Source organism: Streptomyces sp. cmx-4-9 (assembly GCF_046548835.1).
GTDB lineage: Bacteria > Actinomycetota > Actinomycetes > Streptomycetales > Streptomycetaceae > Streptomyces.
The window spans coordinates 41,869-57,190 of record NZ_JAEBEE010000004.1 but is presented as its reverse complement, the minus strand read 5'-3'; the positions used below and the strand labels follow the sequence as shown (position 1 = coordinate 57,190).

The 15,322-nt window shown below is 75.0% G+C and carries 13 protein-coding genes; 4 read left to right on the top strand and 9 right to left on the bottom strand.

Going from position 1 to position 15,322, the window contains the following annotated elements; translation table 11 throughout:
- Positions 1-3 precede the first annotated feature (3 nt).
- The 3 genes from ACLJTM_RS14025 to ACLJTM_RS14015 form a co-directional block, all read right to left on the bottom strand.
- Positions 4-837, bottom strand: coding sequence for an enoyl-CoA hydratase/isomerase family protein (locus tag ACLJTM_RS14025; protein ID WP_411103863.1), 834 nt, complete (start codon positions 835-837; stop codon positions 4-6).
- Between the two features lie 62 nt (positions 838-899).
- A complete protein-coding gene (locus ACLJTM_RS14020; protein ID WP_411103862.1) occupies positions 900-1,670 on the bottom strand; it encodes a PIG-L deacetylase family protein in 771 nt (256 codons plus the stop codon).
- Positions 1,671-2,628: 958 nt separating this feature from the next.
- The gene (locus ACLJTM_RS14015; RefSeq protein ID WP_411103861.1) at positions 2,629-3,714 is read right to left on the bottom strand and encodes an S-(hydroxymethyl)mycothiol dehydrogenase; all 1,086 of its coding nucleotides are present in this window, start codon (positions 3,712-3,714) and stop codon (positions 2,629-2,631) included.
- Between the two features lie 679 nt (positions 3,715-4,393).
- Here ACLJTM_RS14015 and ACLJTM_RS14010 point away from each other — a divergent pair.
- Positions 4,394-5,068, top strand: coding sequence for a transglycosylase SLT domain-containing protein (locus ACLJTM_RS14010; protein ID WP_411103860.1), 675 nt, complete (start codon positions 4,394-4,396; stop codon positions 5,066-5,068).
- Here ACLJTM_RS14010 and ACLJTM_RS14005 read toward each other — a convergent pair.
- From ACLJTM_RS14005 to ACLJTM_RS13985, 5 genes are all read right to left on the bottom strand, one after another.
- A complete protein-coding gene (locus ACLJTM_RS14005) occupies positions 5,052-5,987 on the bottom strand; it encodes a squalene/phytoene synthase family protein (protein WP_411103859.1) in 936 nt (311 codons plus the stop codon). The two genes, ACLJTM_RS14010 and ACLJTM_RS14005, sit on opposite strands and share 17 nt — an antisense overlap.
- Positions 5,988-6,039: 52 nt before the next feature.
- Entirely contained in the window at positions 6,040-7,764 is a 1,725-nt protein-coding gene (locus ACLJTM_RS14000) for a protein kinase domain-containing protein (protein WP_411103858.1), read from the bottom strand.
- 253 nt (positions 7,765-8,017) lie between these two features.
- Positions 8,018-8,284: a GlsB/YeaQ/YmgE family stress response membrane protein gene (locus ACLJTM_RS13995; protein ID WP_411103857.1), complete on the bottom strand. Its 267-nt coding sequence runs from the start codon at positions 8,282-8,284 to the stop codon at positions 8,018-8,020.
- A gap of 67 nt (positions 8,285-8,351) precedes the next feature.
- Positions 8,352-9,353: a hypothetical protein gene (locus tag ACLJTM_RS13990; protein WP_411103856.1), complete on the bottom strand. Its 1,002-nt coding sequence runs from the start codon at positions 9,351-9,353 to the stop codon at positions 8,352-8,354.
- The gene (locus ACLJTM_RS13985; protein WP_411103855.1) at positions 9,350-10,315 is read right to left on the bottom strand and encodes a phosphatase PAP2 family protein; all 966 of its coding nucleotides are present in this window, start codon (positions 10,313-10,315) and stop codon (positions 9,350-9,352) included. The genes ACLJTM_RS13990 and ACLJTM_RS13985 overlap by 4 nt, the downstream gene beginning before the upstream one ends.
- Positions 10,316-10,501: 186 nt before the next feature.
- Here ACLJTM_RS13985 and ACLJTM_RS13980 point away from each other — a divergent pair, with 186 nt between their 5' ends.
- Both ACLJTM_RS13980 and ACLJTM_RS13975 read left to right on the top strand, forming a co-directional pair.
- Positions 10,502-11,122: a TetR/AcrR family transcriptional regulator gene (locus ACLJTM_RS13980; protein ID WP_411103854.1), complete on the top strand. Its 621-nt coding sequence runs from the start codon at positions 10,502-10,504 to the stop codon at positions 11,120-11,122.
- A gap of 262 nt (positions 11,123-11,384) precedes the next feature.
- Positions 11,385-12,953, top strand: a complete 1,569-nt coding sequence (locus tag ACLJTM_RS13975; protein WP_411103853.1) for an alpha/beta hydrolase — start codon at positions 11,385-11,387, stop codon at positions 12,951-12,953.
- Positions 12,954-13,059: 106 nt separating this feature from the next.
- Here the strand turns inward: ACLJTM_RS13975 and ACLJTM_RS13970 are convergent, their stop codons facing one another.
- The gene (locus ACLJTM_RS13970) at positions 13,060-13,608 is read right to left on the bottom strand and encodes a TerD family protein (protein ID WP_411103852.1); all 549 of its coding nucleotides are present in this window, start codon (positions 13,606-13,608) and stop codon (positions 13,060-13,062) included.
- A 547-nt stretch (positions 13,609-14,155) separates the two neighbouring features.
- Here ACLJTM_RS13970 and ACLJTM_RS13965 point away from each other — a divergent pair.
- Positions 14,156-14,965: a glutamate ABC transporter substrate-binding protein gene (locus ACLJTM_RS13965; RefSeq protein WP_411103851.1), complete on the top strand. Its 810-nt coding sequence runs from the start codon at positions 14,156-14,158 to the stop codon at positions 14,963-14,965.
- Positions 14,966-15,322 lie beyond the last annotated feature (357 nt).

The following is a 15,322-nucleotide window of genomic DNA, read 5'->3' as shown; positions in this document are numbered from 1 at the left end:
CGGTCAGGTCCCGTTGAAGTCCGGTGCGCGGCGGGCCGCCTTCGCGCCGTAGCCCTCGCGGCAGTCCTCCGAGGTGAGGGTCAGCGCCGCGGTCATGGCGACCCGGTCGAGGGCCGCGGGCAGGGCGGCGTCTGCGTAGGCGTCGACGGCGCGTTTGATGCCCTGCACGGCGAGCGGGGCGTTCGCCGCGATCTCCGCGGCCAGGGAGCGGGCGACGGAGTCCAGTTCGGCTGCCGGGACGACCAGTTGCACCAGGTTCAGCCGTTCCGCGGTCGGGGCGTCGATCCGGCGGCCGGTCAGGGCGAGGAACTTGGCCCAGCCCGCGCCCGCCTCCCGGGCGATGCGCAGGTCCCCGCCCGCGTCCACGGCCACGCCCAGCTGCGCCTCGGGCAGGGCGAAGACGGCGTCCTCGGCCGCCACCCGGACATCGGCCATCAGGGCCAGCTCGAAGCCGAAGCCCAGACAGTACCCCTGGACGGCGGCCACCACCGGCTGGGGCAGCCGGGTCAGCACCGCGAAGCGCTCGTGGACCCAGCGGATGCCCTCGTAGTAGTTGCGGGTGCGTTCGGCGGCGGAGGCGCCCGTGACGGCTCCGCCGGGGGCCTTCACGTCGATGCCCGCGCAGAAGGCACGGCCCTCGGCCCGCAGCAGGACCGCGCGCACGGCCGGGTCGAAGCGGATCCGGTCGGCCAGCAGCCCGAGCTGGCGGGTGGACTCCCAGCTCCAGCCGTTGAGCCGGTCGGGCCGGCACAAGGTGAGGGCCGCGATGCCGTCCGCGACCTCCAGCCGGATGCGCTCCTCACCCTCCGCGATGTCGGTGGCGATGGTGTCGATCACCGTGTACCGCACCTCCCGGCCCGCGCCGCAAACTGACGGATCGTCAGCCTAGGGGGGCGGGGTCACCGGGGGAAGACCTCGAACAGCACGGCCGGACGGCCGCCGAACCTGGCGGCCGCCTGCTCGGCGTAGCCGCCGAGGAAGCCGCGGACGTACTCCTCGGGGTCCTGGTCCGTCAGCACCTCGATGTACGCCTTGTGCTCCATGAGGGACTTCACCGCCCGCTCCATGCCGGGACCGGCGTCCACCGCGTGCGTCGGGGTGGTCGTCCCGGACACGGCGACCCAGCGCACGCCGTTCCACGGCTCCAGGCCCTGCTCGGCGAGCTCGGGGAAGATCCACCGGTTGCCCGCGTCGGCAGCCGCGTCCAGGGTGGCCCGGCCGACGGCCTTGTGGTCGGGGGTGTTCCAGAAGCCGCCGCCGGCCTGCCCGCCCCAGGTGTCGCGGTGGTTCATGGTGACGACCAGCTCGGGGCGGTGGCGCCGGATGGCCGCGGCGATGTCGCGCCGCAGGTCCAGGCCGTACTCGACGACGCCGTCGCGGTAGTCGAGGAACTCCACCGCGGACACGCCGACCACGGCGGCGCTCGCCCGCTGCTCCGCCTCGCGCAGCGGGGCGCACTCGGCCGGGGCGACGGTGTCGATGCCGGCCTCGCCGCGCGTGGCGAGGACGTAGACCACCTCGCGGCCGCCGTCGGTCCACTGCGCGATCGCCGCGGCGGCGCCGTACTCCAGGTCGTCGGGGTGGGCCACCACCGCCAGGGCGCGCTTCCAGTCGGTCGGCATCTCCGGCAGCGGCGGCAACGGCGTCTGGGGGTCGCGTGGTTCGGTCATGCCCGCAGCCTAGTGCCGTGACCGGCAAGGCGTACCGGGCCGCGGCCCCCGGCGCGGTGCGTCGCCCGGCCGGGGGCCGGGGGCCGGGGGGCCGGGAGGCCAAGCCGAGCGGGGCGGGCCGGGCCAGCCGGGCCGGGCTGGGGGGGCGGCCGGGCGGGTCCGGGCCAGGGGCCGGGCCGGGCCGGGCTGGGGGGCGGGCCCGGGCCGGGGGCCGGGACCGGGCTGGGCCGGCTGGGCCGGGCCGGGCCGGGCGGGGCCGGGCCGGGCGGGGCCGGGCCGGGCAGGGTCGGGCCGGGCGGGGGGGGCGGGGCCGGGCTGGGCTGGGCCGGGCTGGGTCGGGCGGGCGGGGCCCGGCTGGGCCGGGCTGGGCGGGTCCGGGCCAGGGGCCGGGCCGGAGGCTGGGCCAGGCTGGCCCGGCGGCCTGGCTGGGCGGGGTGGGGCCGGGCCGGGCCGGGCCGGGCCGGGCCGGGCTGGGGGGCGGAGCCTGGCTGGGGGCGGGGCCGGGCCGGGGGCCGGGACCGGGCTGGGCTGGGCCGGCTGGGCCGGGCCGGGTCGGGCGGACGGGGCCCGGCTGGGCCGGGCTGGGCGGGTCCGGGCCAGGGGCCGGGCCGGAGGCTGGGCCAGGCTGGCCCGGGGGCCTGGCTGGGCGGGGTGGGGCCGGGCGGGGCCGGCGACGCAGTGCGGCGCGGTGCACCGGGCGGCGGGGCGGCCCGGCCGCACGCCCGAAGGGCAGCCGCCCCGCCGCGCCGCCCCCCTGCGAACTGCGGCCCGGCGCGGGCAGCAGACCGGGGGCGGGACGACAGACCCGGGGCCGGGTCGGGGCGCCGGGGGTGCGGGAGCCGGGCTGCGGCCGACGGCCGGGGTGCCCCGGCATCCCCCGCATCCCCGCATCCCCCGGTTCGCCGGGTTCACCCCGGGGCGCCCCCTGCTGCACGCACGCGGCGCCGGCGCCGGTTCGTCAGAACTCGACGACGGAGCGCAGCACCTCGCCCCGTTCCATCCGGGCGAACGCTGCTTCGACCCCGTCGAGGGGGATGGTCTCGGAGACGAACGCGTCCAGGTCGAGACGGCCCTGGAGGTAGAGGTCGACGAGGTGGGGGAAGTCCCGCTCGGGCAGGCAGTCCCCGTACCAGGAGGACTTGAGGGCGCCGCCGCGGCCGAAGACGTCCAGGAGCGGCAGTTCGAGCTGCATCTCCGGGGTGGGCACGCCGACCAGGACCACGGTCCCGGCGAGGTCGCGGGCGTAGAAGGCCTGGCGGTAGGTCTCGGGGCGGCCCACGGCCTCGATGACCACGTCCGCGCCGTTGCCGTCCGTGAGGGCCTGGACGGCCTTGACCACGTCCTCGGTGCGGCCGTTGACGGTGTGCGTGGCGCCCAGACCGCGCGCCCACTCCAGCTTCCGGTCGTCCAGGTCCACGGCGATGATCTTCGAGGCCCCGGCCAGCCGGGCGCCCGCCACGGCGGCGTTGCCCACGCCTCCGCAGCCGATGACGGCCACGGAGTCGCCCCGTCCGACGTTTCCGGTGTTCAGGGCGGCGCCGAGGCCCGCCATCACCCCGCAGCCCAGCAGCCCCGCGGCGGCCGGCGAGGCCGCCGGGTCCACCTTGGTGCACTGCCCTGCCGCGACCAGGGTCTTCTCCGCGAAGGCGCCGATCCCCAGGGCCGGGGAGAGCGCAGTGCCGTCCTCAAGCGTCATGGGCTGCGTGGCGTTGTGCGTGTTGAAGCAGTACCAGGGGCGGCCGCGCCGGCAGGCCCGGCACGTACCGCAGACCGCACGCCAGTTGAGGACGACGAAGTCGCCCGGCGCCACGGAGGTGACGTCCGCGCCGACCGCCTCCACGATCCCGGCCGCCTCGTGGCCGAGCAGGAAGGGGAACGCGTCGTTGATGCCGCCCTCGCGGTAGTGCAGGTCGGTGTGGCAGACCCCGCAGGCCTGGACCCGCACCAGCGCCTCGCCGGGTCCCGGGTCGGGCACGAGGATCGTCGTCGTCTCCACCGGTGCACCCTTGCTCCGGGCGATGACCCCGCGTACGCGATGCGTCACGTCCTACCCCACTCTCGTCGACTGTGGTCCGAACGTACACGGGCTCCGGGCCGTACGGGAGTTGCGTCACTCCGCGGCGTGCGATCCGGCCGGTTCCGGCGGGACGGGCTCGCGCAGGGCGGCGCCGAGGGCGGCCCCGGCCGGGTGCGGGCGGCGGCTGCGCCGCGGCGGGCGGGGCGGGTGCGGCGCGGGAGGGGCGGTCGGGTGACCGGCCGGTTCGAACCGCTCGAGGACCACCCCGGTGTGCTGGACCGGGTTCCGTCCGGACCGGGTGGGCGCAGTCGGCAGCGCCGGCAGATGCACCGAAAGGCTCCCGTATGACCGATTCACAAACAACGCCCGTATCGCCCGCATCCAGCCCACCGACGGCTGACTTGCCCTGATCGACCCAACCCTTTCCGGCGGCTCCGTAAACCGTGATGTGGGTCACGCGAAATGCATCAACATCAATTCCCCGGAAAGGGACGATTCCCTTTCCCCGGAAAGAAAGTTGGCCCGGCCGGGATGCGCTTTTCAAGGTCATGTACGGGGCGCAGAGCGAGAAGTCGATCTCCCGATGGAATTCGGGCCTTGTTCGGGCCGGGAGAACTCGCCTACGGTCACCCTCGTTCCCGGCGGTCAGCTGCCGAATCCGGCCACCTCCGGGACCTCTCCGTCCCCCCACGTGAGGAATTGCGCCATGCCCGCAAAGGGAAAGCACCGCCGGCCGAAGCACCGCCCGTTCACCCGCAAGCTGGCTCTGGCCGGCACGGGCAGCGCGGCCCTGGCCCTGCCCCTGATGGGTGCGACCACCGCCGGCGCGGCGGAGGCCGCCGCCCCCACCACCTATTCCGTGGTGGCCGGGGACACGCTTTCGAAGATCGCGGCAGCGCATTCCCTGAGCGGCGGCTGGGAGCAGCTGTACGCGGCCAACCGCAGCACCGTCGGTGACAACCCGTCGGTGATCCGCCCGGGCCTGAAGCTGACCCTCGGCACCAAGGCGAAGGCGGGCGCAGCCGTCCAGGCCACCACGGCCGCTGCCAAGACCGCGTACCCGAACAATCTCGACGGGTGGATCCGCGAGTCCCTCGCCGTGATGGCCCGGCACGGGATTCCCGGCAGCTACAACGGAATTCACCGCAATGTGATGCGGGAGTCCTCGGGCAATCCGATGGCGATCAACAACTGGGACATCAATGCCCGGAACGGCATTCCCAGCAAGGGGCTGCTCCAAGTCATCGACCCGACGTTCCGGGCCTATCACGTGCCCGGTACCTCGCAGGACTCGTACGACCCGGTCGCCAACATCACCGCCGCCTGCAACTACGCCGCGGCCCGCTACGGCTCGATCGACAACGTCAACGGGGCGTACTAGCAGCGGAGGTGCCCGGCCGGGACCGGCCCGACCGGGCGCGGGCGAGGGTGCGCAGGGGGGCCACCAGCCCGTATCCGACGTCCCGGCGCAACGCCCCGGCTCCGGCCCGCTCGACCGCGGCCAGCTGCTGCGCCATCAGTTCGGTCATCGCGGCGAGCACCGGACGCAGCCCGGGCACGGCGAGGTCGAGGATGCCGTCGGTGGCTTCGAGGGCCGCGCGGGCCCGTGCCGTCTCGGCGGCGAGCAGGGCCCGCACGGCCGGGGTGTCGCGGGCCTGTTCGAGGTCGGCGCGGGTCACCCCGTGTTCGGCGAGGCGTTCGCGCGGGATGCACAGCCGCCCCTCGGCGAGGTCCCCGCAGAGGTCGGCGAGGAAGTCCACCCGCTGGGCGGCGTCCACGAACCGCCGCAGGCCTGCGGCCTGTTCGGCGTCGGGCCCGCCCTCGTACTGCAGGCCCGTGAAGACCACCACCCCGGGCCATGCGTAGGCGTCGAGGTACTGCTGGAAGTCCTCCTCGGCGGCGAATCCGTCGAAGGCGGCCTCCGCGGTGGCGGCGCCGTCGAGGAACCGGGAGACCCAGTGCACGGGCAGGCCCCGGGTGCGCACGGCGTGGGCGTAGGCGCGGAGCAGGGGGTCGGGGCTGTCCCCGGACTCCAGTGCGGACCCGGCCTCTTCGGCCAGGGCCGCGAGGCCGGCGCTGCGCTGCTGTGCGGTGCCGGTCTCCGCGACGTCGTCGACGAGGTTCATGAAGGCGAGTCCGGCGGCCAGCCAGGGCACGAGGGGCGGCGCGGCGAGCAGCCGGAGCGTCAGGTACGGGGCGGGTTCGCGGCGCAGTACGCGGCGCGCGGCGTGCGTGTAGTCGTCCCGGAGCCGGGCGCCGGATATCCCGGCCCCGGTGAGCGTGCTGCGCCAGCTGGGCATGGTGGTGGTACTCCCCCGTGAGACGTCTGCGCGGATGGCTCGGACCAGGATCTCAGGAGCGGTAGACCTTGCGGACCTTGCCGTCGGTTCCGGCGAGCAGGTAGCCGCCCTGGCCGTACTCGTCGCTGAGGTAGGGGCGCATGGAGGGGCTCTGGTCCATCATCCAGGGCTCGACGATGACGTAGCGCGAGGTGGGGTTCGCCACGTCGAGGTCCCGCCGGGCCTGTTCGAGGAGTCCGGGCAGGACGTCCCAGTCGATCTTTGCCATGTCGATGAGCGGGGCCCCTTGCCTGACCGTCCCGGCGGGACCGCGGCGGGTGGCCTCGCCGCCCCGGTACTGCCAGGAGTCGACCGTCTTGGCTCCCGGGGCCGTGGGGACGGAGGCGATGACGTACTCCCCGTAGACCTTCATGTCCACGAACTCGGTGGTACCGGTCTTCCGCTTCAGCGCGTCCAGTGCGGTGCGGACGCCCGCGGGCGTGAGCAGGCCGTCCTGCGGCGTGCCTGCCGTGGACCCGCCGGCCGCGCCGGATGCGGGGGTGGCGGACGCGGACCGGTTCGGCTGCGCCGTGCCGGCGGCAGGCGTGCCCGTTCCGGGGGCGGACGCCGAAGCGGCGGGGGTGCCGGTCGCGCCGCCCTTCGCGCTGCCGCCAAAGGCGCCTGCGTCGGGCAGCCACTGGACGAGCCCGACCGCGCCGGCGGCCAGCACGGCGGCGAGCGCGGCTCCCAGCACCTCCGGGCGCCGTCCGCGCCGCCCGGAGGCCGGGGGGAGGGGCGCGGTGGGTGCGTAGGGGTTCGGCGCCGCGTACGGCGGGGCCGGGTGGGAGGCGGCCGGATGCACCGGGGCGGCCGCAGGCCCGTACCGTCCGAGGGCCGGCGGTGGCGTGGCGGGCGGGGGGACCGAGGCGCCGCCCTCGGCGCTGCTCGCGCTGCGGAGCAGTTGTTCCAAGCGGGCTGCGTCGGGCCGCGCGGACGGGTCCCGTACGAGCAGCCGTTCCAGTACGGGTCCCAGTGGACCGGAACGCACCGGCGCCGGGATGGGCTCGTCGAGCACCGCGACGACGGTGGCCAGGCTGGTCGCACGGCGCAGCGGGTGGACCCCCTCGGCGGCCACGTACAGCAGCATGCCCAGCGACCACAGGTCGGAGGCCGCCAGGCCTTCCTCCCCGCGCACCCGCTCGGGCGCGATGTACTCGGGCGACCCGATGAGCACCCCGGTGGCGGTGAGCCCGGTGGCGCCGTGCAGGGCGGCGATGCCGAAGTCGGTGAGCACGGCTCCGCCGTCGCCGCGCAGCAGCACGTTGGCCGGTTTCACATCGCGGTGCAGCACCCCTTCGGCGTGGGCGGCGCGCAGGGCGCCGAGCACTTCCAGGCCGAGCCGCAGCACCTGGGCCACGGGCATCGGTCCGGACTCCAGGCGGTCGTGGAGCGAACCCCCGCGGACGAGTTCCATGACGATCCACGGGTGAGTGTCCGCGTCCTCGCCGGCGCCCTCGGCGACCGGGTCCACGATGTGGTGGATCGTCACCACGTGCGGGTGGGCGAGGCGGGCGAGGGCGCGGGCCTCGCGGACGGCCCGTTCGCGCAGCTGGACGGCGAGACCGGGCTGAGCGGCGGCGGTGGCCGGGTCCGGCGGGCGCACCTCCTTGAGGGCGACGTCGCGGTCCAGGGCGATGTCGCGGGCACGCCACACCGTGCCCATGCCACCGCTGCCCAGGGGTTCGACCAGCTCGAAACGTCTGCCGATCAGCCGTCTGCCGGCCTCACTCGTGTCCATGGCCGGTCATCGTAGGCGGCGCCGGGGTCGTCAGCGGCGGCGGTCCGCCGTGCGGGCGCCCCGGGCGGCGGGCACGGTCCGGCCGTGGCATCCGCCCCCGGCCGCGGAGCCGTACTGCCGGTGGCGGCCCGTGGTGGTCAGGTCGCGGAACCGGGCCGCGGCGAGGTGACCCGGCACGGGCGGGCGGCGGGCGGCGGGCCGGGCAGCCGGGAGGTCAGCGTCATCGGCGGGGCGCCGGGGCCGGGGGCGGCTGTCAGTCCCGGGAGTTGCCGAAGAGCAGGCGGTAGCCGATCAGGAGGACGAGGGAGCCGCCGACGGCCGCGCCCCAGGTGGCCAGGTCGAAGAACTCCGTCTGGATCGGCCGGTCCAGGAACTTCGCGGAGAGCCAGCCGCCGAGGAAGGCTCCGGCGACGCCGATGAGGGTGGTGCCGATCAGGCCGCCGGGGTCGCGGCCCGGAAGCAGGACCTTGGCTATCGCTCCGGCGAGCAGGCCCAGGACGATCCAGCTGACGATCCCCATGCCGGTCACTCCGTTTCGGTGGTTCGGTTGGTCACACGGGAGGACGCCGCCGGGCCGGAAACAGTTCTCAGGCGGCGACCCGGCCTGCCTGCCGGCCGGGAACGGCCGCCGCGGGCGGGCCGGCAGGCGACGCGGCCTGCAAGGCCGGGGCGGCCGCCGCCGGTACGGGCGGACCCGGGGCAGCCACCGGCACGGGCAGACCCGGGGCGGCCACCGGCACGGGCGGACCCGGGGCGGCCACCGGGGCGGGGCCGGCGGGGACCCGCGTCAGCAGGAGCACACCGCGGGTCGCCGCCAGGGCCCCGCCCAGCGCGAGGAGCACCCCGAGGGCGCCGTGCTGGAGGCGCTCGCCGAGCAGGACCATCCCGATGGCGGCCGCGGCCAGCGGATTGGCCAGGTTGACCACGGCCAGCGGGGCCCCGAGACCGCCCCGGTAGGCCCGCTGGGACAGCAGCATCCCGCCGACCGCGAAGACGACGACGAGCAGCGCCACGGCGGCCACCCGCATGCTGAGCAGGGCTCCTCCGCGGCCCGCCGCCACGGCGACGGTCTGGGTCAGGGCCGAGGCGGCCGCCGAGGCCAGTCCGGAGGCCGTCGCGTGCCGCAGTCCGGAGCGCGGGTCCTTGGCCGCGGTCAGTACGAGGATCACGGCGGCGGTCGCCCCGGAGACCGCGAAGGCCTCGGCGAGGCTGAGGGTGTCGTCGGGGGCCGGTCCGGAGGCCGGGAGCAGGAGCAGGCCGAGGCCCGCGACGGTGGCGAGGGTGCCCCGCCATTCGGTGGCCGCCACCCGCCGCCCGGCTCCGCGGGCGCCCAGGGGCACGGCGGCGACCAGGGTGAGGGCTCCGAGCGGCTGGACCAGGGTGAGCGGCCCGTAGCGCAGGGCCGCGGCGTGCAGCAGGGCGGCCGCGGCGTTGAGTCCGGCCGACCACCACCAGGCGCCATTGCCGAGCAGGTCCTTGGCGCTGCGGGCGACGGCGGCGCGGGCGAGCCGCTCCTGGGCCACGGCTGCGGCCGCGTAGGTCACGGCGGAGGCGAGGCACAGGCCGACGGCGAGGGTGGTGGCGTTCACCGTCCGGCTCCGACGGCCGCGGGAAGGGCGCGCTGCTGCGGCAGGGCCGGTACGGCGGGTTCCGTGTCCGGCGCGGGTCCACCCTGCGGCGCGGGTCCGGAGCACTCCGGCGCGGCGCTGACGTCCGGCGCAGGCTCACTGGTGTCCGTACCGGGGCCGGTGTCCGTACCGGGGCCGGTGTCCGTACCGGGGCCGGTGTCCGTACCGGGGCGCGGGCGGGCGTCGGCGCCGCCGCGGGTGCGGCCCGGCCGCGGGACGAGCAGCAGGGCCGCCCCGAGCAGGGCGGCCGCCACGAGGGCGTCGACCCAGTAGTGGTTGGCCGTGCCGACCACCACGAGCAGGGTCAGCAGCGGGTGCAGCAGCCACAGGGCGCGTCGGCGCGAGCGGGTGGCCGCGATCATGCCGATCGCCAGCATCAGCGCCCAGCCGAAGTGCAGCGAGGGCATCGCCGCGAACTGGTTGGCCATCGTGTCGGTGGCCGGCGCCGCCCCGTACACGGTGGGGCCGTACACCTGTCCGGTGTCGATCAGGCGGGTCTCGCCGAGCATCCGCGGGGGTGCGAGGGGGAAGGCGAGGTGCAGGGCGAGGGCGGCTCCGGTGAGCACGGCCAGGACCCGGCGGACCCACAGGTAGTGGTCCGGGCGCCGCAGGTAGAGCCAGACCAGGAACAGCACCGTGGCGGGGAAGTGGACGGCCGCGTAGTAGGTGTTCGCGGTGTGCACCAGGCCGTCCGCGTGGAGCAGCAGCCGCTGCACGACGCCCTCGCCGGGCAGGTGCAGCGCGCGTTCGGCGTCCCACACGCGTGCGGCGTTGCGGAAGGCCTCCTCGGTGCGGCCGGTGGAGAGCATCCGGCCCGCCTTGTAGACGGTGAAGAGCCCCGCGACGAGCAGCAGCTCGCGTAGGAGACGGCGGCGCGCGGCTCTGCGTCCGGCTGCCGGCCCGGCAGGTGTGGTGTGGGACATCCCCCGGTCTCGCTTTCCTCGTACTCGGCTCTCGTCCCAGCGGCCGGTGCGGTTCCACCCGCACACTGCGACACGCCAGTGTATCGATACATTCGCGTATCGATACGCTGGTGTACCGATACGGTTCCGTTCCCGTACACTTTTCTACGCACAGCCCGTCGAGGAACCCTTGAGGAGAGCCGCACCATGACGTCGACCGTGACGCCGGCCACTGCGCGGCGCTCCAAGATCACGCCGGAGCGCGAGCAGGAGTTCTACGACGCGGTCCTGGACCAGCTGCGCGAGCACGGCTACGAGGCGCTGACCATGGAGGGCATCGCCGCGCGGGCCAGCTGCGGCAAGTCCACGCTCTACCGCCAGTGGAAGACCAAGCCGCTGCTGGTCGCCGCCGCCCTGCGGGCGAACCGGCGGGGCACGCTCGCCGCGGTGGACACCGGAACCCTGGCGGGTGACCTGCACGAGGCGGCGCGGATCGCGGCGTGCACCTCGGGCCGTGACACCCGCCTCACGCAGGCACTGGGGCATGCCGTGCTCAGCGACGAGGAACTGCAGGCCGCCCTGCGCGAGGCGCTGGTCGACCCGGAGCTGGCGGCCTTCGACGCGATGGTCGCGCGGGCGGTGGCCCGGGGCGAACTCGCCGCGGACCACCCGGCGGTGGAGTTCCTGCCGGCCCAGCTGATGGGCGTGCTCCGGATCCGCCCCGTACTGGAGGGCCGGTACGCGGACGCCGACTACCTGGTCCGCTTCGTCGATGCGGCCCTGCTGCCCGCTTTGGGGCTGGCGCCCCCGGCGGACCCGGCCCCCTGAACCGGCGGGCCGCCGCCCCGATGACCGGACGGCGACCTGCCCGCGCTGCCTCGTGGGGACGGCGGCAGCGCGCCACCCGGACCGGGCGGCGGCCCCTTCGCACCGGAGGGACCGCCGCCCGGTCTGAGCGGACGACCGGCACGGACACCGACGCCGATCCCTCCTTCGCACCCCTGTACGGTTCCGGTGGGCCGGAGCCCGGTGCTGCACCGTGGCCGGGCCCGTCACGCTCTCTTCCGTACGGCCCCCTGGAGCACCACGCATGTCCCCCCTCACCCGGCCGGCCAGGTCCGCGGTCCTCGCCGCCGCAGCCCTGCTGGCGGCCTCCGCCCTGACCGCCTGCGAAGACGGTGGCAGGAAGACCGGCGCCGAGGGCGCCGCATCCGCCGCGGCGCCGAGCCCCTCGCCCACCGCGCTGCCGGCCGCCGTCACCGGCCAGCAGCCCTCCTGGAAGGGCTGCGCCGCGCCCTCCGTCGCCCAGGGCGGCGGCGAAGCGCCGGGCGCCGGGTGGGAGTGCGCTTCCCTGAAGGTGCCGCTCGACTACGCGCAGCCGGCCGGCGAGACCCTCGACCTCGCCCTCATCCGCAAGAAGGCCACGGACCCGGGCAAGCGGATCGGCTCGCTGGTCTACAACTTCGGCGGCCCGGGCGGCTCCGGGGTCAAGACCCTTCCGCTGGCCGCCGCGGAGGACTACAAGAAGCTCAACACCGTCTACGACCTGGTGAGTTTCGATCCCCGGGGCGTCGGCGACAGCGCGGGTGTCCGGTGCGTCGACGACCGGACCATGGACGAACTGAGCGCCTCCGCGGACTCCGTGGGCAGCCGCAAGCGGTTCACCGAGGGCTGCAAGCAGAACTCCGGCAAGATCCTGCCGCACGTCGGCACCGCCAACGCGGCCCGCGACCTCGACGTCATGCGCCACGTCCTCGGGGAGCAGAAGCTCCACTACTTCGGCATCTCCTACGGCACGGAGCTGGGCGGGGTCTACGCCCACCTCTTCCCGGCGAACGTGGGCCGCACGGTCTTCGACGCCGTCGTCGACCCGACCCAGGACTCCGTCCAGCAGAACCTCGGCCAGATCAAGGGCTTCCAGACCGCCCTCGAACACGCCATGCAGTACTGCGTGAAGAAGTACGCGGCGAACTGCCCGACCGGCCCGAACGCCGCGGCCGGCACCGAGCGGATCAACGCGATGCTCGACAAACTGGAGAAGAAGCCCGTCCCCGGCAAGGGAGGCCGCAAGCTGACCGCCGACCAGGCGGAGAGCGGCATCATCGCGGCGCTGTACAGCGAGGAGTCCTGGGATCCCCTGGTGCAGGGCATCGCCGAGGTGCAGCTGCAGGGCACCGGGGAGATCCTCCTCTACCTCGCGGACCTCATGGGCGGCCGCGACGAGCAGGGACGCTACGACACCTCCACCGGCGCGCAGGCCGCGATCAGCTGCGCCGACGACAGCGCCCGGATCACCGCCGAGCAGGCCGCCGCGCTGATACCCGAGTTCCGCAAGGCCTCCCCCGTCTTCGGCGACGTCACGGCCGAGGAACTGACGGCCGGATGCCAGGACTGGCCGGTGAAGGGCGAGCGGGACAAGCCCGAGGTGAGCGCACCGGGCGCCGCCCCGATCCTCGTCATCGGCAATACCGGCGACCCCGCGACACCGGTCGAGGGCGCCCGCCGGATGGCCGACGCCCTCGGCAAGGGCGTGGGCATCAACCTCACCGTGCAGGGCGAGGGCCACGGCACCTACGGGGTCAACTCCTGCGCCACCAAGACGGTCGACGCGTTCCTGATCGAGGGCGCCGTGCCGGCCGACGGCGGCACCTGCACGTGACCTGAGGACGGCCCCGGGCAGGCCGCGGCCGGCATCCGCCCCGGGGCCTCGGCCGCCCGGGCGGGCCGGGCCCGGGCCACGCCTGCCCGTGCACCCGCGCCCGCCGTCACGGGCCCGGGTGCGCGGCGCCCATCGTGCGAGCGAACTCCTCCGGACCGGCGACGGAGCCGCGCAGCCGCGCGTCGAGCGACCAGGCGCCGGAGCCGTCGCGGGTGAACTCGGCGATCGTGGCCGCGGTGGCGTCCGGGACGGACTCGAAGCCGCCGAGGGCCAGGTCGGTGTGCCCGTCGCGGATCCGCACCCCGGTCCCGGCGATGTCGCCGAACGTCTTGACGGCGCCCTCGCCGGTGTCGGCGTCCTGGATCACCACGCCCACCACCACCCGGCCCAGCCGCTCCGCCATCCGGTCCAGTTCGAGGGTCATCACCTCGTCGAAGCCGAAGCCCTGGCCGGTGTGGCTGTCGCGGTTCAGCGTGATGGTGCCGTCGGGCGAGCGGCTGCCGAAGTGGACGAGGTAGACCGGCTCCCCGTAGGGGTCCGCCGCCTCGAACACCGCGGCGACGATGTCCAGGTCGTTCGCGGGCGTGCCCGTGCTGCTGGGGTCCCACCGCAGCGCGACCTCCACCCTGGTCAGACCCTTGCGTACACCCGTCACCGAACTCCCCCTCCACCCACCGGACATGGCGTGGCCATGCTCCCACGGTCCCATCCGAAGGGTCCGAGCGACCGTACGTTCCCGGCCACCTCGCACGGTGGCCGCACGGCCGCCCGAGGAGCCTGGGCGGGGTCCGCGCCGGGACTGGGCGGCTGGTGGCGGGGCCTTCGGCCCGGTCCCGCCCCGCCCGGCGGGCCCGGCTTCCGGGCGGCCACGGCGTGAAACCGCCGGTCGGCGGGGCGGCCGTCGCCGGACCGCCGTACGGAGCCCGTCGGCCCCGCCGGCTGCCCGCCGGACACGTACCACGGCTGCCACTCATCCCGGTTCCGCCCGATTGCACCGCAATATTTCCGGTGGAACCGGATCGTTATGCTCAAGTTTTGCTCAGATGTAGTGACGGTGCGCCCGTCGCCTTCCTAGCTTCCTCGTACACGTGTAGTGACGTCCCCCCACGTCTCGCGGTTCCCCGCGGTGCGGAGATCCCTCGCCCAGCCACCGCTGGAAGGTGCCCGCATCACGCCCCGCGGTCCCGAGGAAAGAGTGCAGCATGAAGGTTCCCCAGGCCGGTGCGGTCGCCGCAGTGATCGCCCTCGCCCTGACCACCTCCGGGTGCGGCGGCGAGGAGGAGAAGGGGACCTTGGCCATCGGCATCAAGTTCGACCAGCCGGGCCTCGGCCTGCGCGAGCCCGGGGGCACCTATTCCGGCTTCGACGTGGACGTGGCCACGTACATCGCCAAGCAGCTCGGCTACAAGGCGGAGCAGATCGAGTTCAAGCGCGTCGACAGCTCGGACCGGGAACTGCTGCTCCAGTACAACGAGGTCCGGTTCGTCGCCGCCAGCTACTCGATCAGCGACAAGCGCAAGGAGAAGGTCGACTTCGCCGGCCCGTACTTCGTCGCCCATCAGGACCTGCTCGTGCGCGCCGGCGACACCAGCATCACCAAGGCGGAGGACCTCAACTCCAAGCGGCTCTGCTCGGTCACCGGCTCCACCTCGGCGGAGAACGTCAAGAGCAAGCTGGCCCCCAAGGCGAGCGTGCTCGAACTGCCGGGTTACTCGGAGTGCGTCGTCGCCCTGCAGGACAACCTGGTCGACGCGATGACCACGGACAACTCCATCCTGGCCGGATACGTCGCCCAGAAGGGCAACGAGGGCAAGTTCAAGCTGACGGGCCAGAGCCTGAGCAACGAGAACTACGGGATCGGCCTCAAGAAGGGCGACAAGGAGCTCAAGGACAAGATCAACGCCGCGCTGAGGAAGATGGTCGAGGACGGCTCCTGGGAGGCGGCCGTGAAGAAGAACTTCGGCCCGGACTACAGGTTCGACCCGGCGCCCGCGATCGCGGCGGCCGGCTGACACCGGCCCGGCCGGCCCCGCAGGGCCCCGCCCCGCAGGGGCCCGGGCCGACGTCCTGACGGGCGGTGCCCCGCCGGACTCCGGCGGGGCACCGCCCGTCGGGGGACCGGACACGCGCCGGCCCGGCATCCGCACAGGGCCGTCGGGACCCGCCGCGCCGCCCGGCCGCGGCCCCGCCGCTCCGGCGCGCCTCTGCGCCGCCCACCAGGTCCGCATCCCCTACGCCCCGGTTCCGGCCATTTCCCGGGGGAATGCCGGGGCGCCCCGCTCCCGCGCGTCGGCCCTGTGCACCGGCGGCAGGGATCAACACCGCAGTTCCCCGCCGCAGACACATGGTTTTCACCTGTTGGGCACATG

Bases quoted from the DNA above. Each gene is read 5' to 3' on its own strand.
- ACLJTM_RS13995 (WP_411103857.1), bottom strand. From the start codon at position 8,284: ATGGGGATCGTCAGCTGGATCGTCCTGGGCCTGCTCGCCGGAGCGATA.
- ACLJTM_RS14000 (WP_411103858.1), bottom strand. From the start codon at position 7,764: ATGGACACGAGTGAGGCCGGCAGACGGCTGATCGGCAGACGTTTCGAG.
- ACLJTM_RS13985 (WP_411103855.1), bottom strand. From the start codon at position 10,315: ATGTCCCACACCACACCTGCCGGGCCGGCAGCCGGACGCAGAGCCGCG.
- ACLJTM_RS13975 (WP_411103853.1), top strand. From the start codon at position 11,385: ATGTCCCCCCTCACCCGGCCGGCCAGGTCCGCGGTCCTCGCCGCCGCA.
- ACLJTM_RS14020 (WP_411103862.1), bottom strand. From the start codon at position 1,670: ATGACCGAACCACGCGACCCCCAGACGCCGTTGCCGCCGCTGCCGGAG.
- ACLJTM_RS13980 (WP_411103854.1), top strand. From the start codon at position 10,502: ATGACGTCGACCGTGACGCCGGCCACTGCGCGGCGCTCCAAGATCACG.
- ACLJTM_RS14005 (WP_411103859.1), bottom strand. From the start codon at position 5,987: ATGCCCAGCTGGCGCAGCACGCTCACCGGGGCCGGGATATCCGGCGCC.
- ACLJTM_RS14010 (WP_411103860.1), top strand. From the start codon at position 4,394: ATGCCCGCAAAGGGAAAGCACCGCCGGCCGAAGCACCGCCCGTTCACC.
- ACLJTM_RS13965 (WP_411103851.1), top strand. From the start codon at position 14,156: ATGAAGGTTCCCCAGGCCGGTGCGGTCGCCGCAGTGATCGCCCTCGCC.